Raw genomic sequence first — 19623 nt, 5'->3', positions numbered from 1 at the left:
TTTATTTTACTTTTTTTGTTTTTGCGAGTTTTTCACGCAACACCATCGGTAAAATTCCGCCATGGCGATAGTAGTCGATTTCGACTTCACTATCAAAGCGAACGATTACTTCGAATTCTTTTGTTTCTCCTGTATCTGGATTTGTTGCCGTTACTTTGATCAAATCACGCGGTTTGACGTTTTCGTCAATATGCACTTCGAACACTTCTTTGCCCGTTAAACCTAGCGTTTCTGCGTTTTCCCCTTCTTTGAATTGAAGCGGCAATACGCCCATCAATACAAGGTTTGAACGGTGAATGCGCTCGAAGCTTTCCGCGATGACTGTCTTAATGCCAAGCAAGAATGTTCCTTTTGCTGCCCAGTCACGGGAGCTTCCCATTCCGTAATCTTTGCCGGCAATAACGACAAGCCCTGTGCCGTCTTGTTTGTATTTCATGCACGCATCATAAATCGTCATGACTTCGCCTGTCGGCCAGTAAGTCGTATAACCGCCTTCTGTGCCAGGAGCAATTTGGTTGCGAATGCGAATGTTCGCAAACGTACCGCGCATCATGACTTCATGGTTGCCACGGCGAGATCCGTAAGAGTTGAAATCTTTTGGTTCGACACCTTTAGAGATGAGATATTGGCCAGCTGGCGTGTTTTTACCGATCGCTCCGGCCGGCGAAATATGGTCGGTTGTGACAGAATCGCCGAATTTTCCGATGACGCGCAAGCCTTTAAGTGGTTCGACTTTGCGAACATCCGGAGATAATCCTTCAAAGAACGGCGGATTTTGAATGTAAGTCGAGTTTTCATCCCATTGATAAAGCGGTTCGTCTGTCGTTTCGATTTCATTCCAACGCGGATTTCCGTCGAACACGCGCTCATATTCTTTGCGGAACAATTCCGGTACGACCGTTTGCTTAACGATTTCTTTAATTTCTTCCGTCGAAGGCCAAATGTCGTTAAAGTAAACGTCATTGCCGTCTTTATCTTTGCCGATAGGATCTTTTAACAAGTCAATGTCTACCGTACCTGCTAGCGCATATGTGACAACAAGCGGCGGCGATGCCAAGTAGTTGCCTTTGACTAGCGGATGAATGCGGCCTTCAAAGTTACGGTTACCGGAAAGTACGCTTGTCACAAGCAAGTCGTTTTCCGCAATCGCTTTTTCAAGCTCTGGCGCAAGCGGTCCGGAGTTGCCAATACATGTCGTGCATCCGTAACCAACGATATTAAAGCCGATTTTTTCAAGGTATGGAAGCAATCCGGAATCCCGCAAGTAACCAGTTACGACTTTCGAACCTGGCGCAAGCGATGTTTTCACATATTTCGGAACTTGCAATCCTTTTTCCACCGCTTTTTTCGCTACTAAACCAGCAGCGATTAATACGTACGGGTTCGACGTATTCGTACAGCTTGTAATCGCTGCAATCACAACGGCGCCTGTTTTCATTTTTACTTCTTCGCCGTTTAACGTCACCGTAATTTCTTTATTGAGATCCGCTTCTGTTAAACCGAAGCCTTGGTTTCCTTGCGGAGCTTTTACCGCTTCACGGAACGCTTCTTTCATTTTCGAAAGCGGAATCAAGTCTTGCGGACGTTTCGGTCCAGAAAGATTTGCTTCGATTTCGGATAGGTTAATTTCTACAACATCCGTAAATATTGGCTCTGGAGCATCCGGTGTGTAGAATAAACCGTTTGCTTTACAGTATGCTTCAACCACTTGTACATGGTGCTCATCGCGGCCAGTTAAGCGCAAATAATCAAGCGCTTCCGCATCGACTGGGAAGAAACCGCATGTTGCACCGTATTCTGGAGCCATGTTTGCAATGGTTGCACGGTCTGCAAGCGGCAATGTTGCCACACCTGGTCCGAAGAATTCAACGAATTTGCCGACAACACCTTTTTTACGAAGCACTTGCGTTACTTTTAAAGCAAGGTCTGTTGCTGTTGTGCCATTTGGCAATTTTCCAGTCAAACGGACACCGATTACTTCTGGTACAGGGAAGTATGAAGGCTGTCCGAGCATGCCAGCTTCTGCTTCAATTCCGCCGACTCCCCAGCCGAGAACACCAAGACCGTTAATCATCGTTGTATGGGAGTCCGTACCAACTAGAGTGTCTGGAAATGCTTCGTATTCACCGTTTTCCCCTTCTACGGTATGAACGACATTCGCTAAGTACTCTAAGTTGACTTGATGGACAATTCCAGTTGCCGGAGGAACAACGCGATAATTATTAAACGCTTTCTGCGCCCATTTTAAAAATTTGTAGCGCTCTGCGTTGCGCTGGAATTCCAAGTTCATGTTATATTCAAGCGCATCGTCCGTTCCGGCCCTGTCAACTTGCACAGAGTGGTCGATAACGAGATCAACCGGAATTTCCGGATTGATTTCATATGGGTCTCCGCCCATATCCGCCATCGCTTTCCGCATCGATGCCAAGTCAACGACTGCTGGTACACCCGTAAAGTCTTGTAAAATGACGCGCGACGGCTTAAATGGGACATCGATGTCTTTCATCTCCGGTGTTCCCCATTTTGCAAGGTTTTCGACGTGCTCTTTTGTGATCACACGTCCGTCTACTTGTCGAAGTACCGATTCTAGCAATACTTTAATTGAATACGGTAAACGGGAGATGTTACCGATCCCAGCTTCTTCAAGTGCTTGTAAACGGTAATAATTATATTTTTTACCGTTCACTTCAAATGAAGAACGTGCGTTGAAAACGTCTTGTTTTGCCATATGTATTACCCCCTCAATTCAATACTATACTATTTTTTCGAAGCAAAGTCGAAAAAATAGCACGAATTCTCCCAACACCCGTAAAATTTGGTACGCTTTTATCTTATTATAAAGAAAGGTAAGTTGTAAATAGAATTTCGAAGGTTTCGTAATTTATGGCTGTTTTATGATGCCTCTTCTTAAAAACAAGAATAAACTTGTTGATCCGTTACAAACTAGTAGCGGAGGTCAACTACCCAACGGCTAAAGCCGTGGGCTTGCAGCTAGCCTAATTGGCTGCCGCGTTCGGCTGGTTGACAGCAGCCCTGCGGATGTTTTCCGCAGCCACGTTGTCGGCAGGGGCAGCGTACCCACAAGCTCGACAACAAAACTGATCCCTTGACGGTCTGTCAAAGCCGCTGGATTTTCGTTTTGGAAAAGGTTCTGGAGCGAAAAGCAATCTCGCTAATATAGTTGCATGCTTGGTTAAACCGTTTCATTGTTTCCAGCAGCGCATGAAACTGTTCAAGAGTTGGCACTAATTTAATCTTGAGAGTGCAGAGCATTCTTGATTCACCTACCTTTCTAAATCCAGTATACTTATATTGAACGAAAAATTCAATATATACTGAAAATATAAACCCCGCCTTCCTCCACAGCTAAAGCAGTGGGCTTCCGGCGGATGTTCTCGTGAATAAAATGGCAAAGCGGAAAGCGAACCATGTTATCCCTGGAATGAACGCGGCAAGCGCTCAAGGAAAAGGCGCCGGCTACAACGAAGAATTTTCGAATGAACCGCTAACAGAAGCACAGCGGCAAAACAATAAAAAACGAAAAAAGAATCAATAACAACGGTTCGTCCGTTTCGGCATCCCGGACTACCGTAAACGTTCGTAAAAATAAAATGGGAATGTCCTGTCGCGACATTCCCTTTATTGAATTTCATTCACTTCATCGACAATCGCTTGCAAATCGTTGCGAAACTTTTCCAATTGAACGCGCTGTTTTTCTGAAGCTACTTCCATCGCATTATTAATTTGTTCAAACGCTTCGTTTACTTCTTTCTTTAAATGACTTAATTGATGGCCATAATCGGCTTGGTCGCGCACTAAATGATCATACCATTCCTTCGCTTCCATTGTTCCTTTTTGTGCCGCTTGAAATGCTTCCTGTTTATTTTTATGATAAGCCATCGTTACTTCCTCCTTTTATAAATACGGCCATGCATTTATTATCTTTTCAAACATGCCATAAATTATACCGCGAATAAATGAAAGACAATGATGCATGCTAATGAACAAAAGGAGGATAACCAAACATGACAAATAAAAATACAAGCACAGATATGCGAAAAAACGCTCCAAAAGGAGACAATCCGGGGCAGCCAGAGCCGCTAAGCGGATCCAAAAAGGTTAAAAACCGCAACCATACGCGGCAAAAACATAATTCCAGCCATGATATGTAATTAACTATTTTCCGCTCCCACCGCGAACATTTCCCGCGATCATGCATACGATAAACAACAGTGATACTACGAATGCGGGGGAGCTATCCAAGTGCACAAAAATCAAAAGGAAGAGCAAAGCGAACTGCGGCAATGGCTGGAATTGTTATGCAACGACCCTTATGCATCCATATTAGATGAAACAATTTTTCACGTCGATGTGTTGGAGACGGCAGAAGACTATATTATCGAGGCCGAGCTTTCGCATTGTCAAAAAGAAAACATTGTCGTACTATGCGAAAACCATTCGCTGACGATTCAAATACAGAAAAATGGGGTAACGGAAAAACAGCGGAATATTTTACTGCCATTCTCGCTTCTGGACAAAAATATTTCCGCCCATTTTTCACCGCCAATCTTAGAAGTTCGGATTAGTAAAGTTGCTCTACAAAATCACTCACCTCAAAATCATATCACAGTAATAGATATAAATGAGTAGGCTCTTATAAGAAGGGCTTTTTTGTTTACATAATATTTTTATTGAATTGTCCATTCTTTTAATTTTCATAGATAAAATCGAGCCGTTCCGTTCCACACTCTCCTCTATGAAAGAGATAAGCTCGTTGTTACAAAAAAATGAGGATATTCCCAATCTAGGGAATATCCTCATTTATTTTGCAAATACATGATTTCCGATACGAATCGTTACCGGTCTTGATAACATCCATTTATCTTTCGTAATTTTAGGGTTATAGAAGTATAGCGAACCGCGGCGGTCGTTCGGGAATAGCGATAGTGCTTGATCGACCGCAGCATAATCTTGTTTCGTCGGCTGAATGCGCGTTAGTTTTCCTGTTTTTACAGGAACAAACGCATAACCCGATTTTGTTTTTTGGTAAATGACACCTTTAATGCTCTTTGGAAAAGCAGGATGTTTCACGCGATTTAAAATAACGAGCGCAACTTCCACTTTCCCGGCAAATGGCTCGCTAAAACCGGTTTCCGCATGGACAAGCTGTGCCATTAGTTTTCGTTCTTCTGCACAAATAGAAAATTTCGGCTTTTGGGAAGCAGGTTTCTCTGCTTGCTTCGCCGCTTGAGTTTTTACAAGCTGCGGCACTTTGATTGTTTCGCCGACAATAAGAACATCGCTTTTTCGATGATTTAATGATTTTAATGCAGAAGTGGTTGTTTTATATGTTTTCGCAATCTTGTAAAGCGAGTCGCCTTTCTTCACCTTATAGTATGTATAAGTTGTTGCCGCATCTGTTGAATAAGAGGTAAAGCCGACGACCATACAGCAAACTACCGCGAGTGTTGCAAGAGTTTTTTTCATCATTATTCTATCCTCCTCATAGTTGCCTTTTGGTTTGTCGTCTGCTTGTAATAGATTAGCATGTTTATAGATACATATCACTGGTTTCTATTTCCATTTGACTGCTATAACAATAGTCCAGCTATTGACACATAAAGGATTGCGGCATTTCTTTACATTTGCATTACATTTCCGTAACAATGTGATAAAAACATGCTTATCTTGCCAAAAACCGCTTTTTTCGCAATAATGGTTGATAGATTGGAATTCGTTGAGGTGGGAATGATGCTAAAAGGTTGGTTTCTTTGGTTTATATTGTTTTGGAGCGTTTTTTTGCTTGTCACCATGTCGATCGGTGGTTTTTTTATGTTTCGCAAATTTTTAAAACGGCTGCCAAAAGAAGATGGGAAATCGGAACTAGATTGGCAGGAATATTATATTGAGCAGACACGGCATTTATGGGGAGAAGAAGAAAAGGCGCTTTTAGAGGAATTAGTAAAACCGGTTCCTGAATTGTTTCGCGATGTCGCTCGGCAAAAAATTGCTGGAAAAATCGGGGAACTCGCGCTTCAAGAAAACGCTTCTCGAATTACAAAAGATTTAATTATTCGCGGTTACATTATAGCAACCCCAAAACGCGACCATAAATTTTTAATAAAAACATTAAAAGAAAAACAAATTAATATCGCTCCTTATGAACATTTGCTGCAAAGCAAATAAGCTGATTGCAAGAAAAAAGCGGGACGCATCTCCCGCTTTTTTCTCTTATTTTATGTTATTAAAATGGGCGGTTGGTGTTTTAAACGCCGTTCTAATTTTTTATACGTAGTATACATTGCAACACGCCACGGCACAATCATTGAAAAAGCAAGCAAATAAAACATCCCGCTTAATTGGCGATAGTCAATGGTTCTTCCTAAGTATGTTTTTAAGCCAAGACGAATGACAATCAAACCGACTAAAATGAAGATAAACGCTTTCGAGCGCTTTAAGTAAATTTTTCCATTTATGATTTCAAATTTCGACGTTTTTATTAAGAAGATGGAAAAAAATGCTCCTAAAACAACCGCCTCAATCAGTTCTCCTTTCGTTACGCGAAATACTGGGTCGATAAACATCAAAGCCCCTGTGCTCATAAATATTGGAGGTAAAATAATTTTTTTGGCGTTTGTCGGTTTATTCGATGCTTTCATCCTCACAAACAAAACGAGCAATGCCATGAATACTGCAACGATCGAACTTACGATAGCCAAACACATCATCCTCTTCATTCAAGTGTATGATAATGTATTATAACAAAAAGCAACAAATCTTGCATATGCATATTGCTTATAATAAACGCTCCACCGCTTCGATCACGCGGCTTTCTTCAAACGGCTTCACAATAAAATCAGCCGCTCCTGCTTCGATCGCCTCTACAACCATGCGCCGTTGCCCCATTGCTGAACACATAATAATTTTCGCATTTGCATCTTCTTGTTTGATCGCACGCACAGCTTCGATCCCATTCATCACAGGCATCGTAATATCCATCATGACGATATCCGGTTTTAATCTCTGATACAGTTCCACTGCCTCTTTCCCGTTTTCCGCTTCTCCAATAATTTCATGGTTCGCTTTTTTCAAAATGGTGGATAACGTCATTCTCATAAATTTTGCATCATCAACAATGAGAATTTTTGCCATGACTCCTTTACTCCCCTTAATAACAAACTAATTTAAAAGCCGGTGAATCCTCCAAAAATACTTGTCGTATACGTAATAATTTTTGTCATCCAGTCAAAAAAGAGAACAACACCCATTGCAATCATCACATAACCGCCGATTTTCATCATTTTTTCACTGTGGCGACGGATCCATTGCAGCTTTCCGATAAAAAACGAAAGAATAAAAAACGGAACGGCAAACCCCAACGAATAAGCAAGCATATATAGCATTCCAGAACTTGGGTTTGTCGCCGCCAGTGCAATGACCGACACTAAAATCGGGCCAGTGCACGGAGTCCAACCAGCCGCAAAAGCCATGCCAATGATGATCGAGCCGATGTAGCCAGAAGGCCGCTCTTGAAACGAAAAACGACGATCTTTCATTAAAAAAGCCGGGTTCCATATTCCAACAATCACAAGGCCAAAAATAATAATGAGAAGCGCACCGATTTGCCGTATAAAATCTTGGTATTCACTAAACCATTTCCCAATAAGCGACGTTCCGAATCCAATCGAAATGAATATAAGAGAAAAACCGAGCAAGAAAAATAATGTATGCAATAAACTTCGCCGCTGCATCAACGCGTTCTCCGTCTTCAGCTCACTCACCGATATGCCGGTGATATACGATAAAAACGCCGGGTATAAAGGCAGACAACACGGAGAAATAAACGATAAAAAGCCGGCACCAAATGCTAAAAATAGATTGACATCGGCCATTTTTTTCAACTCCTACTTGATTTTTTATTTTTATTGTAGCAAAAATATCATTATTAGTAACCTATGAACAACCATGCTTTTTTCTTTTTCAATTTTGCTCTTTTGAATTTATTGGTAAAATAGTATACAATACACCTGTAAAAATTTTAAAAGAAAGGACTTGTTCCTCTGTGCCGAACAAAGACATTTTAATTTTAATTGAAAAAAAGCGGATGGAATTGATTGAAGCAGTCGCAAAAAACGGATTGAACTCAACCGTGACGATTCAAGTGAGCCGGGAGCTTGATTCACTTTTAAACACGTATAACAAACAAAACTATAAGCAAAAAAGCGCTCCTCGTCCATAGCGTGAGAAGCGCTTTTTTACGCATATTCTTCGACATCTATTAGTCCGTTTTGCAATAAATACATTTTATAATATAACCCTTTTTGTGCTAGCAACTCTTGATGTGTTCCCCTCTCCACAATTTCCCCGCGATGAAGGACGAGAATTTGGTCAGCATCTTGAATCGTGGAAAGACGGTGGGCAATCGCAATCGTCGTTCGACCTTTCCGCATTTTTGCGAGCGCTTCTTGGATCGCTTCTTCTGTTTCTGTATCGATATTGGCAGTCGCTTCATCCAACACGAGTATTTTTGGATTTGCCGCAATGGTTCGGGCAAACGAAATTAACTGCCGCTGCCCACTAGAAAAAGTAGATCCTCTTTCTACTACTTGGTGATCGTATTTGTCCGGAAGTTTTTCAATAAACGAGTCCGCCTGCACGAAACGAGCAGCGCTTTTCACCTGTTCATCCGTTAAAGATTGGTTGTACATGCGAATGTTGTCTTTAATGGTTCCATAAAACAAAAATGGATCTTGTAGAACGAGGCCGATATTTTTACGGAGCTCTTCCTTCGTGTAATCGCGAATCGATACACCATCAATGAGAATATCACCGCGGTCAAATTCGTAAAACCGCATTAACAAATTAATAATCGAGCTTTTTCCGCTGCCGGTATGACCAACAAGCGCAACGGTCTCACCTGGTTTGGCGGCAAACGAAATATGCTTGAGCACATCCCGTTTTCCGTCATACGAAAAACTAACATCGCGAAACTCAATCTTACCTTCTGTAATCGATGCTTTCGATTTTTCCGCGTTCTTCGGCGCCAACTCTTCATGATCAAGAAGCGCAAATACGCGTGAAGCGGAAACGATTGCCTGCTGATATAGGGAAAGACGCATCATCATTTGCGTCACTGGTTCAAAAAAACGCTCCAAATAGTTGACAAACGCATACAACACCCCGATCTCCACCGGGCTTTCCATCGCGGAAATTCCAAAAAAGCTAAGAACAACCATAATCGATACGATGTAAACGAAATCGATCGCAGGACGCAATAACAAACCGTCGATTTTAATATTTTTCATGCCTGCGGCGTAATGTTTGTCGTTAATTTGCGAGAATTCTTCGCGAAGCCGTTTTTGCTGGCGAAACACTTGAATAACTGCCATCCCTTGCAACGATTCGTTTAGTTTCGCATTTAATTCGCTGAGACGTTCACGCATGTCTTTATAAAAAATCGAGCTGTAATGACGATATAATTTCATAATCCAAATAATAACCGGAAAGATAAATAAACAATATACGGCTAGTTGTACGTTTAACGCAAACATCGCAATAAATACGCCAATCACAAATACGCCATTTTGAATAAAAGCGGCAAGTACACTAACAAACATGTCTTTGATCGCTTCCGTATCGTTCGTCACGCGTGACACAATGCTTCCGCCTGGCGTCTGATCAAAATAGCGCATCCCGAGCTCGTGCACTTTCGTAAACACGTCCATCCTTAGCGCCTGGATAACCTTTAACGCCAGTTCTTGAAATTTAACGAGTTGAAAGTAGGAAATGATCGTTTTAAGGAGCAAAACACCGATATATGCTGCCGAAAGCCAAAATAGTGGCTCAAAATCAAGGCGCTGCGGTGTTAAATAATCGTCGATAAATATTTTCACTAAATACGGTCCGATGAGTTCTCCGGCCGTTGCCAGCACAAGCAATATAAAGGCAAGCATGGTATCTTGTTTGTATAATTTCATGTACGATAACAATCTCCATAAAACTTGCCGTTGTTCTTTTGGTGTTAACGATTTATTTTCCATACTTGCCCTCCCTGTTCCACTAATGACTCAAGCTGTTGCCGTTCATACATATTGCGGTACCAGCCGCCTTCTCTCATTAGTTCTTCGTGTGTTCCCATTTGCGCGATGCACCCTTCTTCTAACACAAGAATTAAATCAGCGTGCTGAATCGCGCTAAGCCGATGTGCGGTAATAATCGTCGTTTTTCCAGCGCGATTTTCTTTTAAAGCTGTCAAAATCCGCTCTTCTGTTTTAGCATCCACCGCTGATAACGAATCATCTAAAATAAGCACTTCCGGATTTAAAAGTAAAGCACGAGCGATCGAAATGCGCTGCTTTTGTCCGCCGGAAAGCGAAACTCCTCTTTCCCCAACAATCGTTTCATAGCCGTCGGCAAACTGTTCGATATCCTCGTGAATATTCGCTAATTTTGCCGCTTTTATCACATCTTCTTCACTCGCTTCCGGGCAGGCAAACGCAATATTTTCCCGCACCGTAGCAGAAAACAAAAAATGGTCTTGCGGTACATAGCCAATCGACGAACGAAGCGCATGTAATGTATATTCGCTAATTTCGTGATCTCCGAAACGAATTTCCCCATCGTATTGATCAAACTCGCGAATCAATAGCTTAAGCAGCGTCGTCTTTCCTGCCCCGGTCTTTCCGACGATGCCAAGCGTCTGACCACGCCGTAAGTGAAAGCGAATATTCCGTAAAACAGGTTTTTCTTCATTCGGATACGTAAATTGTTGAATATCGTAAACAATATCCCCTGTTGGAGGGGCAGCAATCGCATTTTCCGCCTCTTGAATTTCCTCTTTCTCGTCAAGCAGCGCTCGGACACGGTCATACGATGCCCGCCCGCGCTCGACAATGTTAAACAGCCAACCAAACGCCAACATCGGCCAAATTAACAAACCGAGATACGTCGTAAACGATACGAGCTTGCCGATGGTTAATTCACCGGCAAGGACCATTTTTGCGCCGAACGTAACGGCTAAGAAAAACGAAATGCCAACGATCAATGAAATCGTCGGGTCAAATAGAGCATCGATTCTCGCAACCGCCATGTTTTTCGAAACGACATCTTCCGACTGCTTGCGAAATGATTCAATGTCGTCCTGCTCATAGCCAAACGCTTTGATTACACGAATTCCACTTATGCTTTCTTGTACTTTATCGTTTAAGGAAGAAAATGCTTCCTGCGCCTTTAAAAACCGCTGATGCAGAAGCGTGCCATAGCGGCTTGTCGCAATCGCCATAATCGGCATCGGCAATAAACTAATGATCGTTAATTTCCAACTTATCGTAAATGCCATCGTCGCCAGCACGAAACTGCCTAACGCCAATGAATCGACAAGCGTCAATATCCCGATTCCAGCTGTTTGTTGAATTGCTTGTAAATCGTTTGTCGCATGTGCCATTAAATCACCGATACGTTTCCGTTGGTAAAAAGACGGCGACATTTTCGTAAAATGGGCATACAGCTCATTGCGAAGCTGCCGCGATAACTTCACAGCCGAACCAAAAATTAAAATGCGCCACCAATAACGCAATACATATAGGACGATGGCAACAACAAGCAAAGTAACCATCCAGCGAATGAGAATTGCTTTTGTAATCGTTCCTTCTTTTATATGATCAATCATAATTCCGATGACTTTCGGCGGAATCGTTTCGAAAAAAGCAACGATCAAAAGTACAATAATTCCTGTTATATATGCTTTTTTCTCCTGACGAAAAAACCAAAATAAATCACGAAATACCGTCATCGAACCTCTCCCATCGTCACGTAAAATGCGCTATATTATTGTAGCAAAAATAAAAAAATTTTGGAAGTTTATTTAAAATAAAAAGACACTCCGTTCCGAGTGCCTGTCCGTGTTTATTTTAGCTGATTGTTCATCATTTTCATCATTTGATTAATTTTTTTCTGGGATGGCGTCATCCCCATTGAAACAAAACGTTAATATATCAATGTTTTTAAGTATTTTTTAATCATCCTATTCGTTTAAGAAAAATATATCAAAATTCATTCGTTTTGTCTATGAGAATGTATTAAAACATTGAAAAATCCGGTTTCACATTCTCGCTATCGTATCGCAAAAATCAGTATCGTGTTTGCGGAATAGCTCCAACCGTATAGACAAGTAAAAAAATTTCTATATCCCCCACTATCTAAATAAAATCTCTGTTTTAAATAGTCGGCTTATATCATCAATTCTTCGCTGAATTTTGCTTTATTTTTAGGCTCTACCCTAAAATAACTGTGGATAACTTTTGCTGTTATTTCATTCATCGATGTGCCAATTTTTATTGGCATGGTTGTCTGTTAAAGATAAATGTTGATTTCTGAAGCCTTTCCAAAATATTGTTATAATGAGGCTTTTTCTAAAAGATTGTTGCTAATAACCCAACAAATGTTTACCAATTTTTTCAAAAATAATGGTATAATAAATCTGGGAGTGATGATTATGTTAAGGTCAATATTGGTAATCATAACGATACCCTTAGTAGTCATTCATTTCGCCATTCTATACTTTTGGGTTTTCGATTGGCGGAAATTGGTTACACAAGTAGGCTTAATAAGTTGGATTGGCTCAATTATATTGGGTGTTCTCGTCTATTTTGCTTATCGAAAGTTCATTAAAAACCAGAAATTTACTGTCGTCAGTAGAAAAGTATTATTCAGTTCGACTTTAATGACCATCGTTTTAGGTGTTCTTGCGTTAGTCATTGAAGCAATTACAAGCTCAATGCCTTAGAAGGGGATTGATTTACGCACTCCTTCTAATTGTTTCAACAGTTGTAAAATTTACTTTTTTATAAGTATTATCAAGAAGCAATTCTTTAACTCGTTCTTCGAAAGTCATTTTTTATTGTACATTCTCATCATCTAATCGTATTTCGAATACTCTATCTTTATGATCTAACCAAAACTCTAATGTTGCATGCTGTTTTCGATCTACATAGCCGATAATCTCAACTCCTTGCTCAGATCGTTTGTAATAATTTTTTCCGTAAGCTCGGAGAATATCATCTTTCTTACTCCCAATCGTGATACCTTTTGCGGTATGGAGCTTACTTTCTTTTTTCTGAGATTCTTCGAATCCAATAATAAGACGCACAATTTCTCCTTTGCGGGAACCTTTTATAATTGTTCCTATTTCTAAGTCAGGAAGAGGACGGTAATAATTGTACAAATTATTGTCCTGACTTAATTCTCTCTGTTCTCCGTATAACTTCAAAAATGACGCATCATAAATATTGTCGTGTAATCGCAAACCGCCGAATGACTCGTTAGAAAGATCAGTCGATTTCGTATTTTGAAAGTATTGAGAACGAGAACAACTTGTAAGAATAGAGAACATTATTATAGTGATTAGACATAGTATAATGTTTGCTTTCATATAATCTTCCCCACTTAAACGGTCACTCAATGTATTAAAGTTTGTCATGTATATCATACCATGCTTCAATTAGAAAAATAATACAAATTAAATATTTTCCTCTAATGTCACAATGAGTAAAATCTAATCGTGTCGGAAAAAGTCAATGTCTGTTCACGAAATAGCTCGAACCATTTACACCATTACTTAAAATATGGAATTTGTAAATACCCCCCACTCTAAATAAAATTCCTGTTTTAAATAATCCGCTTTATCATCAATTTTGAGCCTAATTTTTCATTGTGTAGAATGAAAAACTCAAAGAGAAATGATTTAGCGTACTATTACATTGTCCGCGTGCTTTGAAATAAAAAAATTCAATAAACATATTGAAAAAATAAAAAGGATAGCACTAATTTATTGCTACCCTTGTTGCTTCTTTAATTCTGCATATATTGTAAAACGTGGAACACGTGTCAATTTTACAATATCATTGACGCTCATTCTGTTCGTCAGGAGTATGTAAGCCGCTATTATAGCGGTTTATTTATAATGCAATCGCTGAAATGGGTTTTGTAGTGTAAAAATAGGTGTGTAAAGTTTTTTTACGCGATAATGTTTTTACTCCCTCATTCATTTCATCATTTTTAATCATATCTCTTATTCCACTCTGGTTCTAATACAACAGTTAACATTGACTCAATTGCTTTTCGTGTATGCTTATCTTGAACTTCTAAATAGTAAACATCTAGAACATACCTATAACTTCCAAAGAAATCATGCCATTTCTTTGCTCGTTTTTGTTGATATTCCTTATAAAATTCATTGTAATGATCTCTTAATCTTGTTTCTAAATATATACATATACTCCTTTTAATCCCTTTACTGTTTTACTTATTTTACGTTTTACTTCTGATTTTCTGCCAGTGGGCTGACTTTCCTTTGTGTGATCTACAGTCATTTTACTCCATTTATCATTTTCTAACGGTAAAAATCCATGTTGCTTTAAAAACTCTTCAAAATGCTTTTTCATTGTAATCACCTCCAATATAATCTTACAAATCATAATGGTATTTAGAGTGTATTTTATACTTCTCTATAAAATCACGTTTTTATATTGTCGACTTTCAACATCAATTTTGAGCCGAATTTTTCTAAATAAATATTGAAAAACTCAAAGAGAAATGATTTCCTCGTACTATTGCGGTACCGTCAAGAATTTTGTGTAATATAAATGGGGTAGGGTTTCTCTGAAATGGATTTGAATTGATAGGGGACTGATTTTCTCCACACAGGAGACTGAATATTCAGTCTCCTGTGTGGAAAGGGAGAATCCCTCTATTTTGTTTATTTACAGTATTTGGTTAACAATAACGTTCTTCAAACATTCGCTCGAGGGCTTCATGCGCTTCGGCAAATCCTCGCAACTTTCGCCCTGCCCATTTCTCATTAAAATCTTGAATGGTCAAATACACGACTTTTTCCGCAGCTTCTAAACTGCTCAAACTGTTCATCGGCTTTAGACGTTTCCGAATCTCCTTAATCGTTCGTTCGATGGCATTCGTTGTATAAATCACACTTCGAATACTGCTTGGATAATCCATAAATGTTAGGAGGACATCCAACTCATTGGCCCAAGATTGAACTTCTCTCGGGTATTTACCAGACCATTTCGACTCAAACTGTTGAAACATTTGTAACGCCATCTCCTTATTCGGCGCGCGATAAATCAGCTTGAGATCCTCGGCCACTTCGAATTGGTCTTTTTTCCGAACACGGCTGAGCGTGTTGCGGACTTTGTGACCGACACAACGCTGCACATCGGCTTTCGGATAAACCGCCTTAAAGGCTTCCTCCAGCCCCGGTAGTCCATCGAATACGCCCAGAAGCACTTCCTTGACGCCTCTTTTGTAGAGCTGTTGGAGAATCTCCCGCCATCCATAGGCGCTTTCTTGTCCTCCCACGAAGAAATCCAGAATTTCTCGATACCCTTCTTCATTCACTCCTAACACCACATAAATAACTTCTTTCTCTACCGTATCCCGGCGAAGTTTCACGTACAAGCCGTCCAAATATAAGACAGAATAACGTTTGGATAGTGGACGATGGTGCCATTTCTCGATGTCTTCTTTCACGACATCGGTAATACGGCTGATCGTCGCTGGAGAATAAGCATTTCCTAGAATTCGTTCGATAAACTTGCCAATTTCCCGTGTACTCATGCCACTTTGATACATCCTAATGATGGCTTCCTCCAGCCAGCCCGTGTGGCGTTGATAAGGGGCAAACAACTGTGTTTGAAATTCCCCGTTTCGGTCTCTTGGCACCAAAAGACCCTCAATCCGGCCATATTGCGTATCTAGATTTCGTTGATAGTAGCCGTTTCTCATATTGGATGTGTCCGCCTGTTCGATTTCGAGGAAATGTTTGATTTCTTCCCGCATAATCAGCTCTAATTTTTCCTTCACAAACTGACGAATGACACTTTCCAGTTGATTTGCCCAGTCGACATTCGGTATACTTCTTTTAGACATAGGTAGGGTACTCCTTTCTCTAAGATTTTTGGTCCAATCAGAGAATACCCTACCTTTTTTCTTTTGGTCTAGCAAAATGCTTTACACAAAATTTTATACATCATCACTATTGCATTATCAACGTACTTTGAAATAAAAAATTCAATAAACATATTGAAAAAATAAAAGGATAGCGCTGATTTATTGCTACCCTAGATTTCTTAAAATGCTACTTGCATTATTTTTGTATCTGTTGCCTTCTTGGACATATCGGTCAACCATACTTCTTGTTTTATGACCTGTTTGCTTCATGATAGATGTATCATTCATTCCTTCTTGTGCCGCTGATGTTGCTAATCCACTTCTCAATGAATGTCCTGCATAATCGTTTGGATTTAGCCCTGCTAACTCCGCATATTTCTTTACAACTCTAGCGACTGTTTTATCCTTTGTACGGTCTTTTATATTTCCGTGTCGATCAATCGTTCTAAAAATTGCACCTTCTTTAATTCCTGCCGCTTCAATCCAATCCTTTAATGCTCTTACTGGGCAATATTCTGAATCAATCCGTACAACTGATTTCATGATGACCTCATTTGTTTTCTTTTGCTTAATCGCAATATCCATTCCTTGAGAAGTAAATGTAATGTCCTCTAAATCAACCGCAACCAATTCCGATCTGCGAGAAGCTAATGCAAAACCAACGAGCAATAATGCTTTATCACGTTTACCGATTAACTTTGTCGTATCAATGACATCAATCATTTTCTTAATATCATCAAGAATAATGGCTTTTTTCGCTTCTTGTTTCGTTCCCTTCTGTTTTGCTATTCCCTGCATGAGTTTTAGAACATAATAATGTCTAGTCGGATTCAATGCACCTTTTATTTCGTGTGCTTGACTAATGCTCGAAAGTTTTCTGCGAATCGTACTGTATTTGTATTGCTTTGATAACTCATTCAAATAAAGCAAAATCGTTTCAACCTTTGCCGGCATGGATTGAACATTATTCCGTAAGCACCAATCCTCAAAATGTTTCCAATCCGTTTGATATGCTTTTTTTGTATTGTCGCTTTTGGATTGCTCAATTAAATTTTTTACTTCTTCAAGTGAAGTTTGAAGCGATAAATTATTATGAATCACTTCTAACATTTTATCCCTCATTTCCGTTTCTAGTGTCCGATAACTATATATTATCGGACGTTAGAAATTATGTAAATATGAGTAATAAAATAGAAATAATGTATTCAAATGTAAAATATGTAACGATAAAAATAGTCAAGCAAGATAAATATATTCACCGTTTGACTGGAGCAATCCAGTCATTTTTTCTGCAATCGCACCCGCTATCGTAAAACCATTGAGAAATAAGCATTTTCTATACTTCTACCGCTGTACCTAATTAAAAAATCGACTTCAAACCATCGAAAAGCCTTGAGAAATAAGCGTTTTACGATGATCAATAACGACAACATAATAGCATTAAAAAAATCCTTGAGATTCCTGCATTTTTAATATTTCTCGATTACTTCTCGACAATCGTCTCGATAACATACCCATTCGGCTCGATGTAATCAAAAATCATTATCAATTAGATAAATAAAAATGGACTAGCGTTTGCTAGCCCATAAATATATTATTAGAGAGAAAGTGTCCGACTTTTATAACTAACTTAATCATTCAATATTGAAAAAGTGACTCAATTTTTCTATTTATTTAGAGAGAGATTGTCCCACTTTCTTTTTTCTAAATGTTCCAAATGCCAAAGATGGGACAAGTTCAATCTTTTTATATCCATTAGAATATTCATATACTATGAGATTCATAGATTCGGCTACTTCTATCATGATTTTTTTTCGTTCTTCATCTCTCCAGTGTCGATTGAACCATTTCTTAAATCTTGAACCAAACTTTCCAAGCGATAATTGACTCTCGAAAGGCTCTTTTTCTAATACTGTTTTCGCATGTTCAAATCTCTCTATACATTCATTTTTGAATTTAATATTTCTAAATAAATCAAAAGAAATGATTTCTTCAAGTCCATATAGTTTTGCTAATTCCTCTTTCCAACCTTCCCGATTCGTGTAAATAAGAACATAAGACTTTTGATTATCATTTAACAATCTGATATTAATTCTATGTATTATTTGCGAAAAGTCCATTAACATTAATTGCCGATAAATCTCTTGTACGTCATCATCCGTAAACCATTGGATTGAATTTGTACCGTTGTTGTTTTCATGCTGTAATGAAACATCTTTTTCAACTCCATATATAGCAATAGCGTACATTTTGTAGTATGTTGGATGTCGTAAAGGTAAAGCAAGTAGACCAATACCATTGTAGTTGATTAAATCATTTTGACCTGTCGTATTAAGTAGATTCAGTGCCATTGATTCATATTCCATCTTGGTAGTATTGCTAAAATATTTCTTGTACTGTTCCTCTGTAATAACTCCATTTTTGACATATGTTGTTATATCTGCTTTCGTTGGAAGTGCGATTATATTTAGGTCTTTAGTTCTCTCTCTAATCTCTAAAAAATCACTAGCTATGCTTTCATGTGTTTCGATATTTTTTCGTTTTGTTTTTGAAGTATTAATGATACGGAACAAAATTCGTAATCGTTCTTTGTAATTATGATAATTCGGAAGCTCAATCAATTCATATCCACCATGTTCATAGATTTTCCTAACAATATCCGCTGTTCCATCTAACACAAGGATATTTCCAAAATGTCTATATTCAATCCATTTCGAGCAAAGTATAACTGTTTTCTTTTCATCACGATTCACGACACCAACCGAATCATTTTCAAGCATCTTTAAAAACCATTGGTATCTGTTTTGATATTTGTATTCAACCTTCTCCTTTTTGAGACGACCTAAAACATGATACAGGAGTTCTCGTTGTTCATCTTTTAAATGTCTAATTAACTTTTTCGTTGGAAGTGACGTATATTCTGATTCGTGCTTAAACGATTCTGCCATTTCCATTGAGATTAAATAATTAATCAGTACCCGAACCCTTTCACAATCAAACTTTGTTAATTCTTCATCATTGGTCACCTTTACCATTTCATCATACCAATCCAAACAATTGTCATTCTTTCCTATATCGAACGATTCAGCATTAATAAATATCGGCATCTCATCAATAATAATTGTTCTTTGCATCGGCTCTATCCATCCAATGTTAGGCTTCCAATATGAAAAAAATGAAAAGTCTCCATATCCAATTGCCATGTCCCGAAAACGTTGTTGAGTGATACCTACAATTTTAAAATTTTTTATTATATTTTTAAGATCATCATTAAAATTATCTGAATCAATAAGAAGTAATTCATTTTTAACAAATGGCTGAACTTCTTTTCTAAATGAATCCATGTTTTTTTTATTGTTAAAAACAAATAATAAGGGAACATTGTTCTTATGTGCCACTTTTGCTATTATCCTTGCCGCTGTGCTCTTACCATGTCCCATCACCGAATTTACCACTTTCGCTATGTATGGGTGATTATCTTTCACGTTCTGTTCCTCATTTTGTTTTTTCTCTTCATATAGTTGGACACTTTCATTTATAAAATCAATCATCACGTTATATACATCAATAAATGATTGTTCATGAATATTATGATAGTGATCTTTATTAGAAAAAAATTTTTCAACCTCACTGATTCGATTAATCCTTTCTAACATATAA

Annotated in this window: 18 protein-coding genes and 2 pseudogenes; 5 read left to right on the top strand and 15 right to left on the bottom strand. The window is 38.8% G+C overall.

All coding sequences use genetic code 11. The annotated features are described in order from the left end of the window. Window position 1: 1 nt before the first annotated feature. Both acnA and B9L23_RS19930 read right to left on the bottom strand, forming a co-directional pair. A complete protein-coding gene (gene acnA / locus B9L23_RS07180; protein WP_089097121.1) occupies window positions 2-2728 on the bottom strand; it encodes an aconitate hydratase AcnA in 2727 nt (908 codons plus the stop codon). A 392-nt stretch (window positions 2729-3120) separates the two neighbouring features. After that, window positions 3121-3273: pseudogene (locus B9L23_RS19930) on the bottom strand (RNA-guided endonuclease TnpB family protein); the annotation flags it as partial. A gap of 133 nt (window positions 3274-3406) precedes the next feature. On the opposite strand from B9L23_RS19930, the gene sspO reads away from it, so the two are divergent. Beyond that, on the top strand, window positions 3407-3556 hold the full coding sequence (gene sspO, locus B9L23_RS07175) for a small acid-soluble spore protein O (RefSeq protein WP_062677517.1): 150 nt from the start codon (window positions 3407-3409) through the stop codon (window positions 3554-3556). Between the two features lie 83 nt (window positions 3557-3639). Here sspO and B9L23_RS07170 read toward each other — a convergent pair whose 3' ends face one another. Then, window positions 3640-3900 carry a hypothetical protein gene (locus tag B9L23_RS07170; RefSeq protein ID WP_015863579.1) on the bottom strand — a complete coding sequence of 87 codons (261 nt, stop codon included), beginning with the start codon at window positions 3898-3900 and terminating at the stop codon, window positions 3640-3642. Between the two features lie 125 nt (window positions 3901-4025). On the opposite strand from B9L23_RS07170, the gene B9L23_RS07165 reads away from it, so the two are divergent. Both B9L23_RS07165 and B9L23_RS07160 read left to right on the top strand, forming a co-directional pair. Further along, the gene (locus B9L23_RS07165; protein WP_015863578.1) at window positions 4026-4172 is read left to right on the top strand and encodes a small acid-soluble spore protein P; all 147 of its coding nucleotides are present in this window, start codon (window positions 4026-4028) and stop codon (window positions 4170-4172) included. Window positions 4173-4263: 91 nt separating this feature from the next. Further along, window positions 4264-4650, top strand: a complete 387-nt coding sequence (locus B9L23_RS07160; RefSeq protein WP_062753261.1) for an Hsp20/alpha crystallin family protein — start codon at window positions 4264-4266, stop codon at window positions 4648-4650. A 171-nt stretch (window positions 4651-4821) separates the two neighbouring features. Here the strand turns inward: B9L23_RS07160 and B9L23_RS07155 are convergent, their stop codons facing one another. Beyond that, window positions 4822-5490, bottom strand: coding sequence for a cell wall hydrolase (locus B9L23_RS07155; RefSeq protein ID WP_081189011.1), 669 nt, complete (start codon window positions 5488-5490; stop codon window positions 4822-4824). Window positions 5491-5751: 261 nt separating this feature from the next. Between B9L23_RS07155 and B9L23_RS07150 the strand changes: the two genes are divergently transcribed. Then, a complete protein-coding gene (locus B9L23_RS07150) occupies window positions 5752-6186 on the top strand; it encodes a DUF2621 domain-containing protein (protein ID WP_015863575.1) in 435 nt (144 codons plus the stop codon). 50 nt (window positions 6187-6236) lie between these two features. Here the strand turns inward: B9L23_RS07150 and B9L23_RS07145 are convergent, their stop codons facing one another. The 3 genes from B9L23_RS07145 to B9L23_RS07135 all read right to left on the bottom strand — a co-directional run bounded on the left by B9L23_RS07145 (window position 6237) and on the right by B9L23_RS07135 (window position 7892). Next, a complete protein-coding gene (locus B9L23_RS07145) occupies window positions 6237-6725 on the bottom strand; it encodes a CcdC family protein (protein ID WP_375216588.1) in 489 nt (162 codons plus the stop codon). A 70-nt stretch (window positions 6726-6795) separates the two neighbouring features. Then, entirely contained in the window at window positions 6796-7152 is a 357-nt protein-coding gene (locus B9L23_RS07140) for a response regulator (protein WP_015863573.1), read from the bottom strand. Between the two features lie 32 nt (window positions 7153-7184). Beyond that, window positions 7185-7892 (bottom strand): cytochrome c biogenesis CcdA family protein, encoded by a 708-nt coding sequence (locus tag B9L23_RS07135; RefSeq protein ID WP_015863572.1) that lies wholly within the window; start codon window positions 7890-7892, stop codon window positions 7185-7187. Between the two features lie 170 nt (window positions 7893-8062). Here B9L23_RS07135 and B9L23_RS07130 point away from each other — a divergent pair, with 170 nt between their 5' ends. Beyond that, window positions 8063-8239, top strand: coding sequence for an aspartyl-phosphate phosphatase Spo0E family protein (locus tag B9L23_RS07130; protein WP_015863571.1), 177 nt, complete (start codon window positions 8063-8065; stop codon window positions 8237-8239). Window positions 8240-8255: 16 nt separating this feature from the next. Here the strand turns inward: B9L23_RS07130 and B9L23_RS07125 are convergent, their stop codons facing one another. From B9L23_RS07125 to B9L23_RS07090, 8 genes and pseudogenes are all read right to left on the bottom strand, one after another. Further along, window positions 8256-10040, bottom strand: coding sequence for an ABC transporter ATP-binding protein (locus B9L23_RS07125; RefSeq protein WP_081189008.1), 1785 nt, complete (start codon window positions 10038-10040; stop codon window positions 8256-8258). Next, window positions 10022-11791, bottom strand: coding sequence for an ABC transporter transmembrane domain-containing protein (locus B9L23_RS07120; protein WP_089097120.1), 1770 nt, complete (start codon window positions 11789-11791; stop codon window positions 10022-10024). The genes B9L23_RS07125 and B9L23_RS07120 overlap by 19 nt, the downstream gene beginning before the upstream one ends. 113 nt (window positions 11792-11904) lie before the next feature. Continuing rightward, window positions 11905-11979, bottom strand: a pseudogene (locus B9L23_RS21500) (YneF family protein); the annotation flags it as partial. 916 nt (window positions 11980-12895) lie between these two features. Continuing rightward, on the bottom strand, window positions 12896-13429 hold the full coding sequence (locus B9L23_RS07110) for a hypothetical protein (protein ID WP_013400174.1): 534 nt from the start codon (window positions 13427-13429) through the stop codon (window positions 12896-12898). Window positions 13430-14258: 829 nt separating this feature from the next. Then, a complete protein-coding gene (locus tag B9L23_RS07105; protein ID WP_089097119.1) occupies window positions 14259-14441 on the bottom strand; it encodes a hypothetical protein in 183 nt (60 codons plus the stop codon). Between the two features lie 331 nt (window positions 14442-14772). Continuing rightward, the gene (locus tag B9L23_RS07100; RefSeq protein WP_089097118.1) at window positions 14773-15942 is read right to left on the bottom strand and encodes an IS256 family transposase; all 1170 of its coding nucleotides are present in this window, start codon (window positions 15940-15942) and stop codon (window positions 14773-14775) included. 186 nt (window positions 15943-16128) lie between these two features. Beyond that, window positions 16129-17073: a site-specific integrase gene (locus tag B9L23_RS07095; protein WP_169712522.1), complete on the bottom strand. Its 945-nt coding sequence runs from the start codon at window positions 17071-17073 to the stop codon at window positions 16129-16131. Between the two features lie 560 nt (window positions 17074-17633). After that, window positions 17634-19619, bottom strand: coding sequence for a hypothetical protein (locus tag B9L23_RS07090; protein WP_089097116.1), 1986 nt, complete (start codon window positions 19617-19619; stop codon window positions 17634-17636). Window positions 19620-19623: the final 4 nt, after the last annotated feature.

The organism is Parageobacillus galactosidasius (assembly GCF_002217735.1).
GTDB lineage: Bacteria > Bacillota > Bacilli > Bacillales > Anoxybacillaceae > Parageobacillus_B > Parageobacillus_B toebii.
The sequence above is the reverse complement of the archived record's forward strand: the minus strand, read 5'-3'. Positions and strand labels throughout refer to the sequence as shown.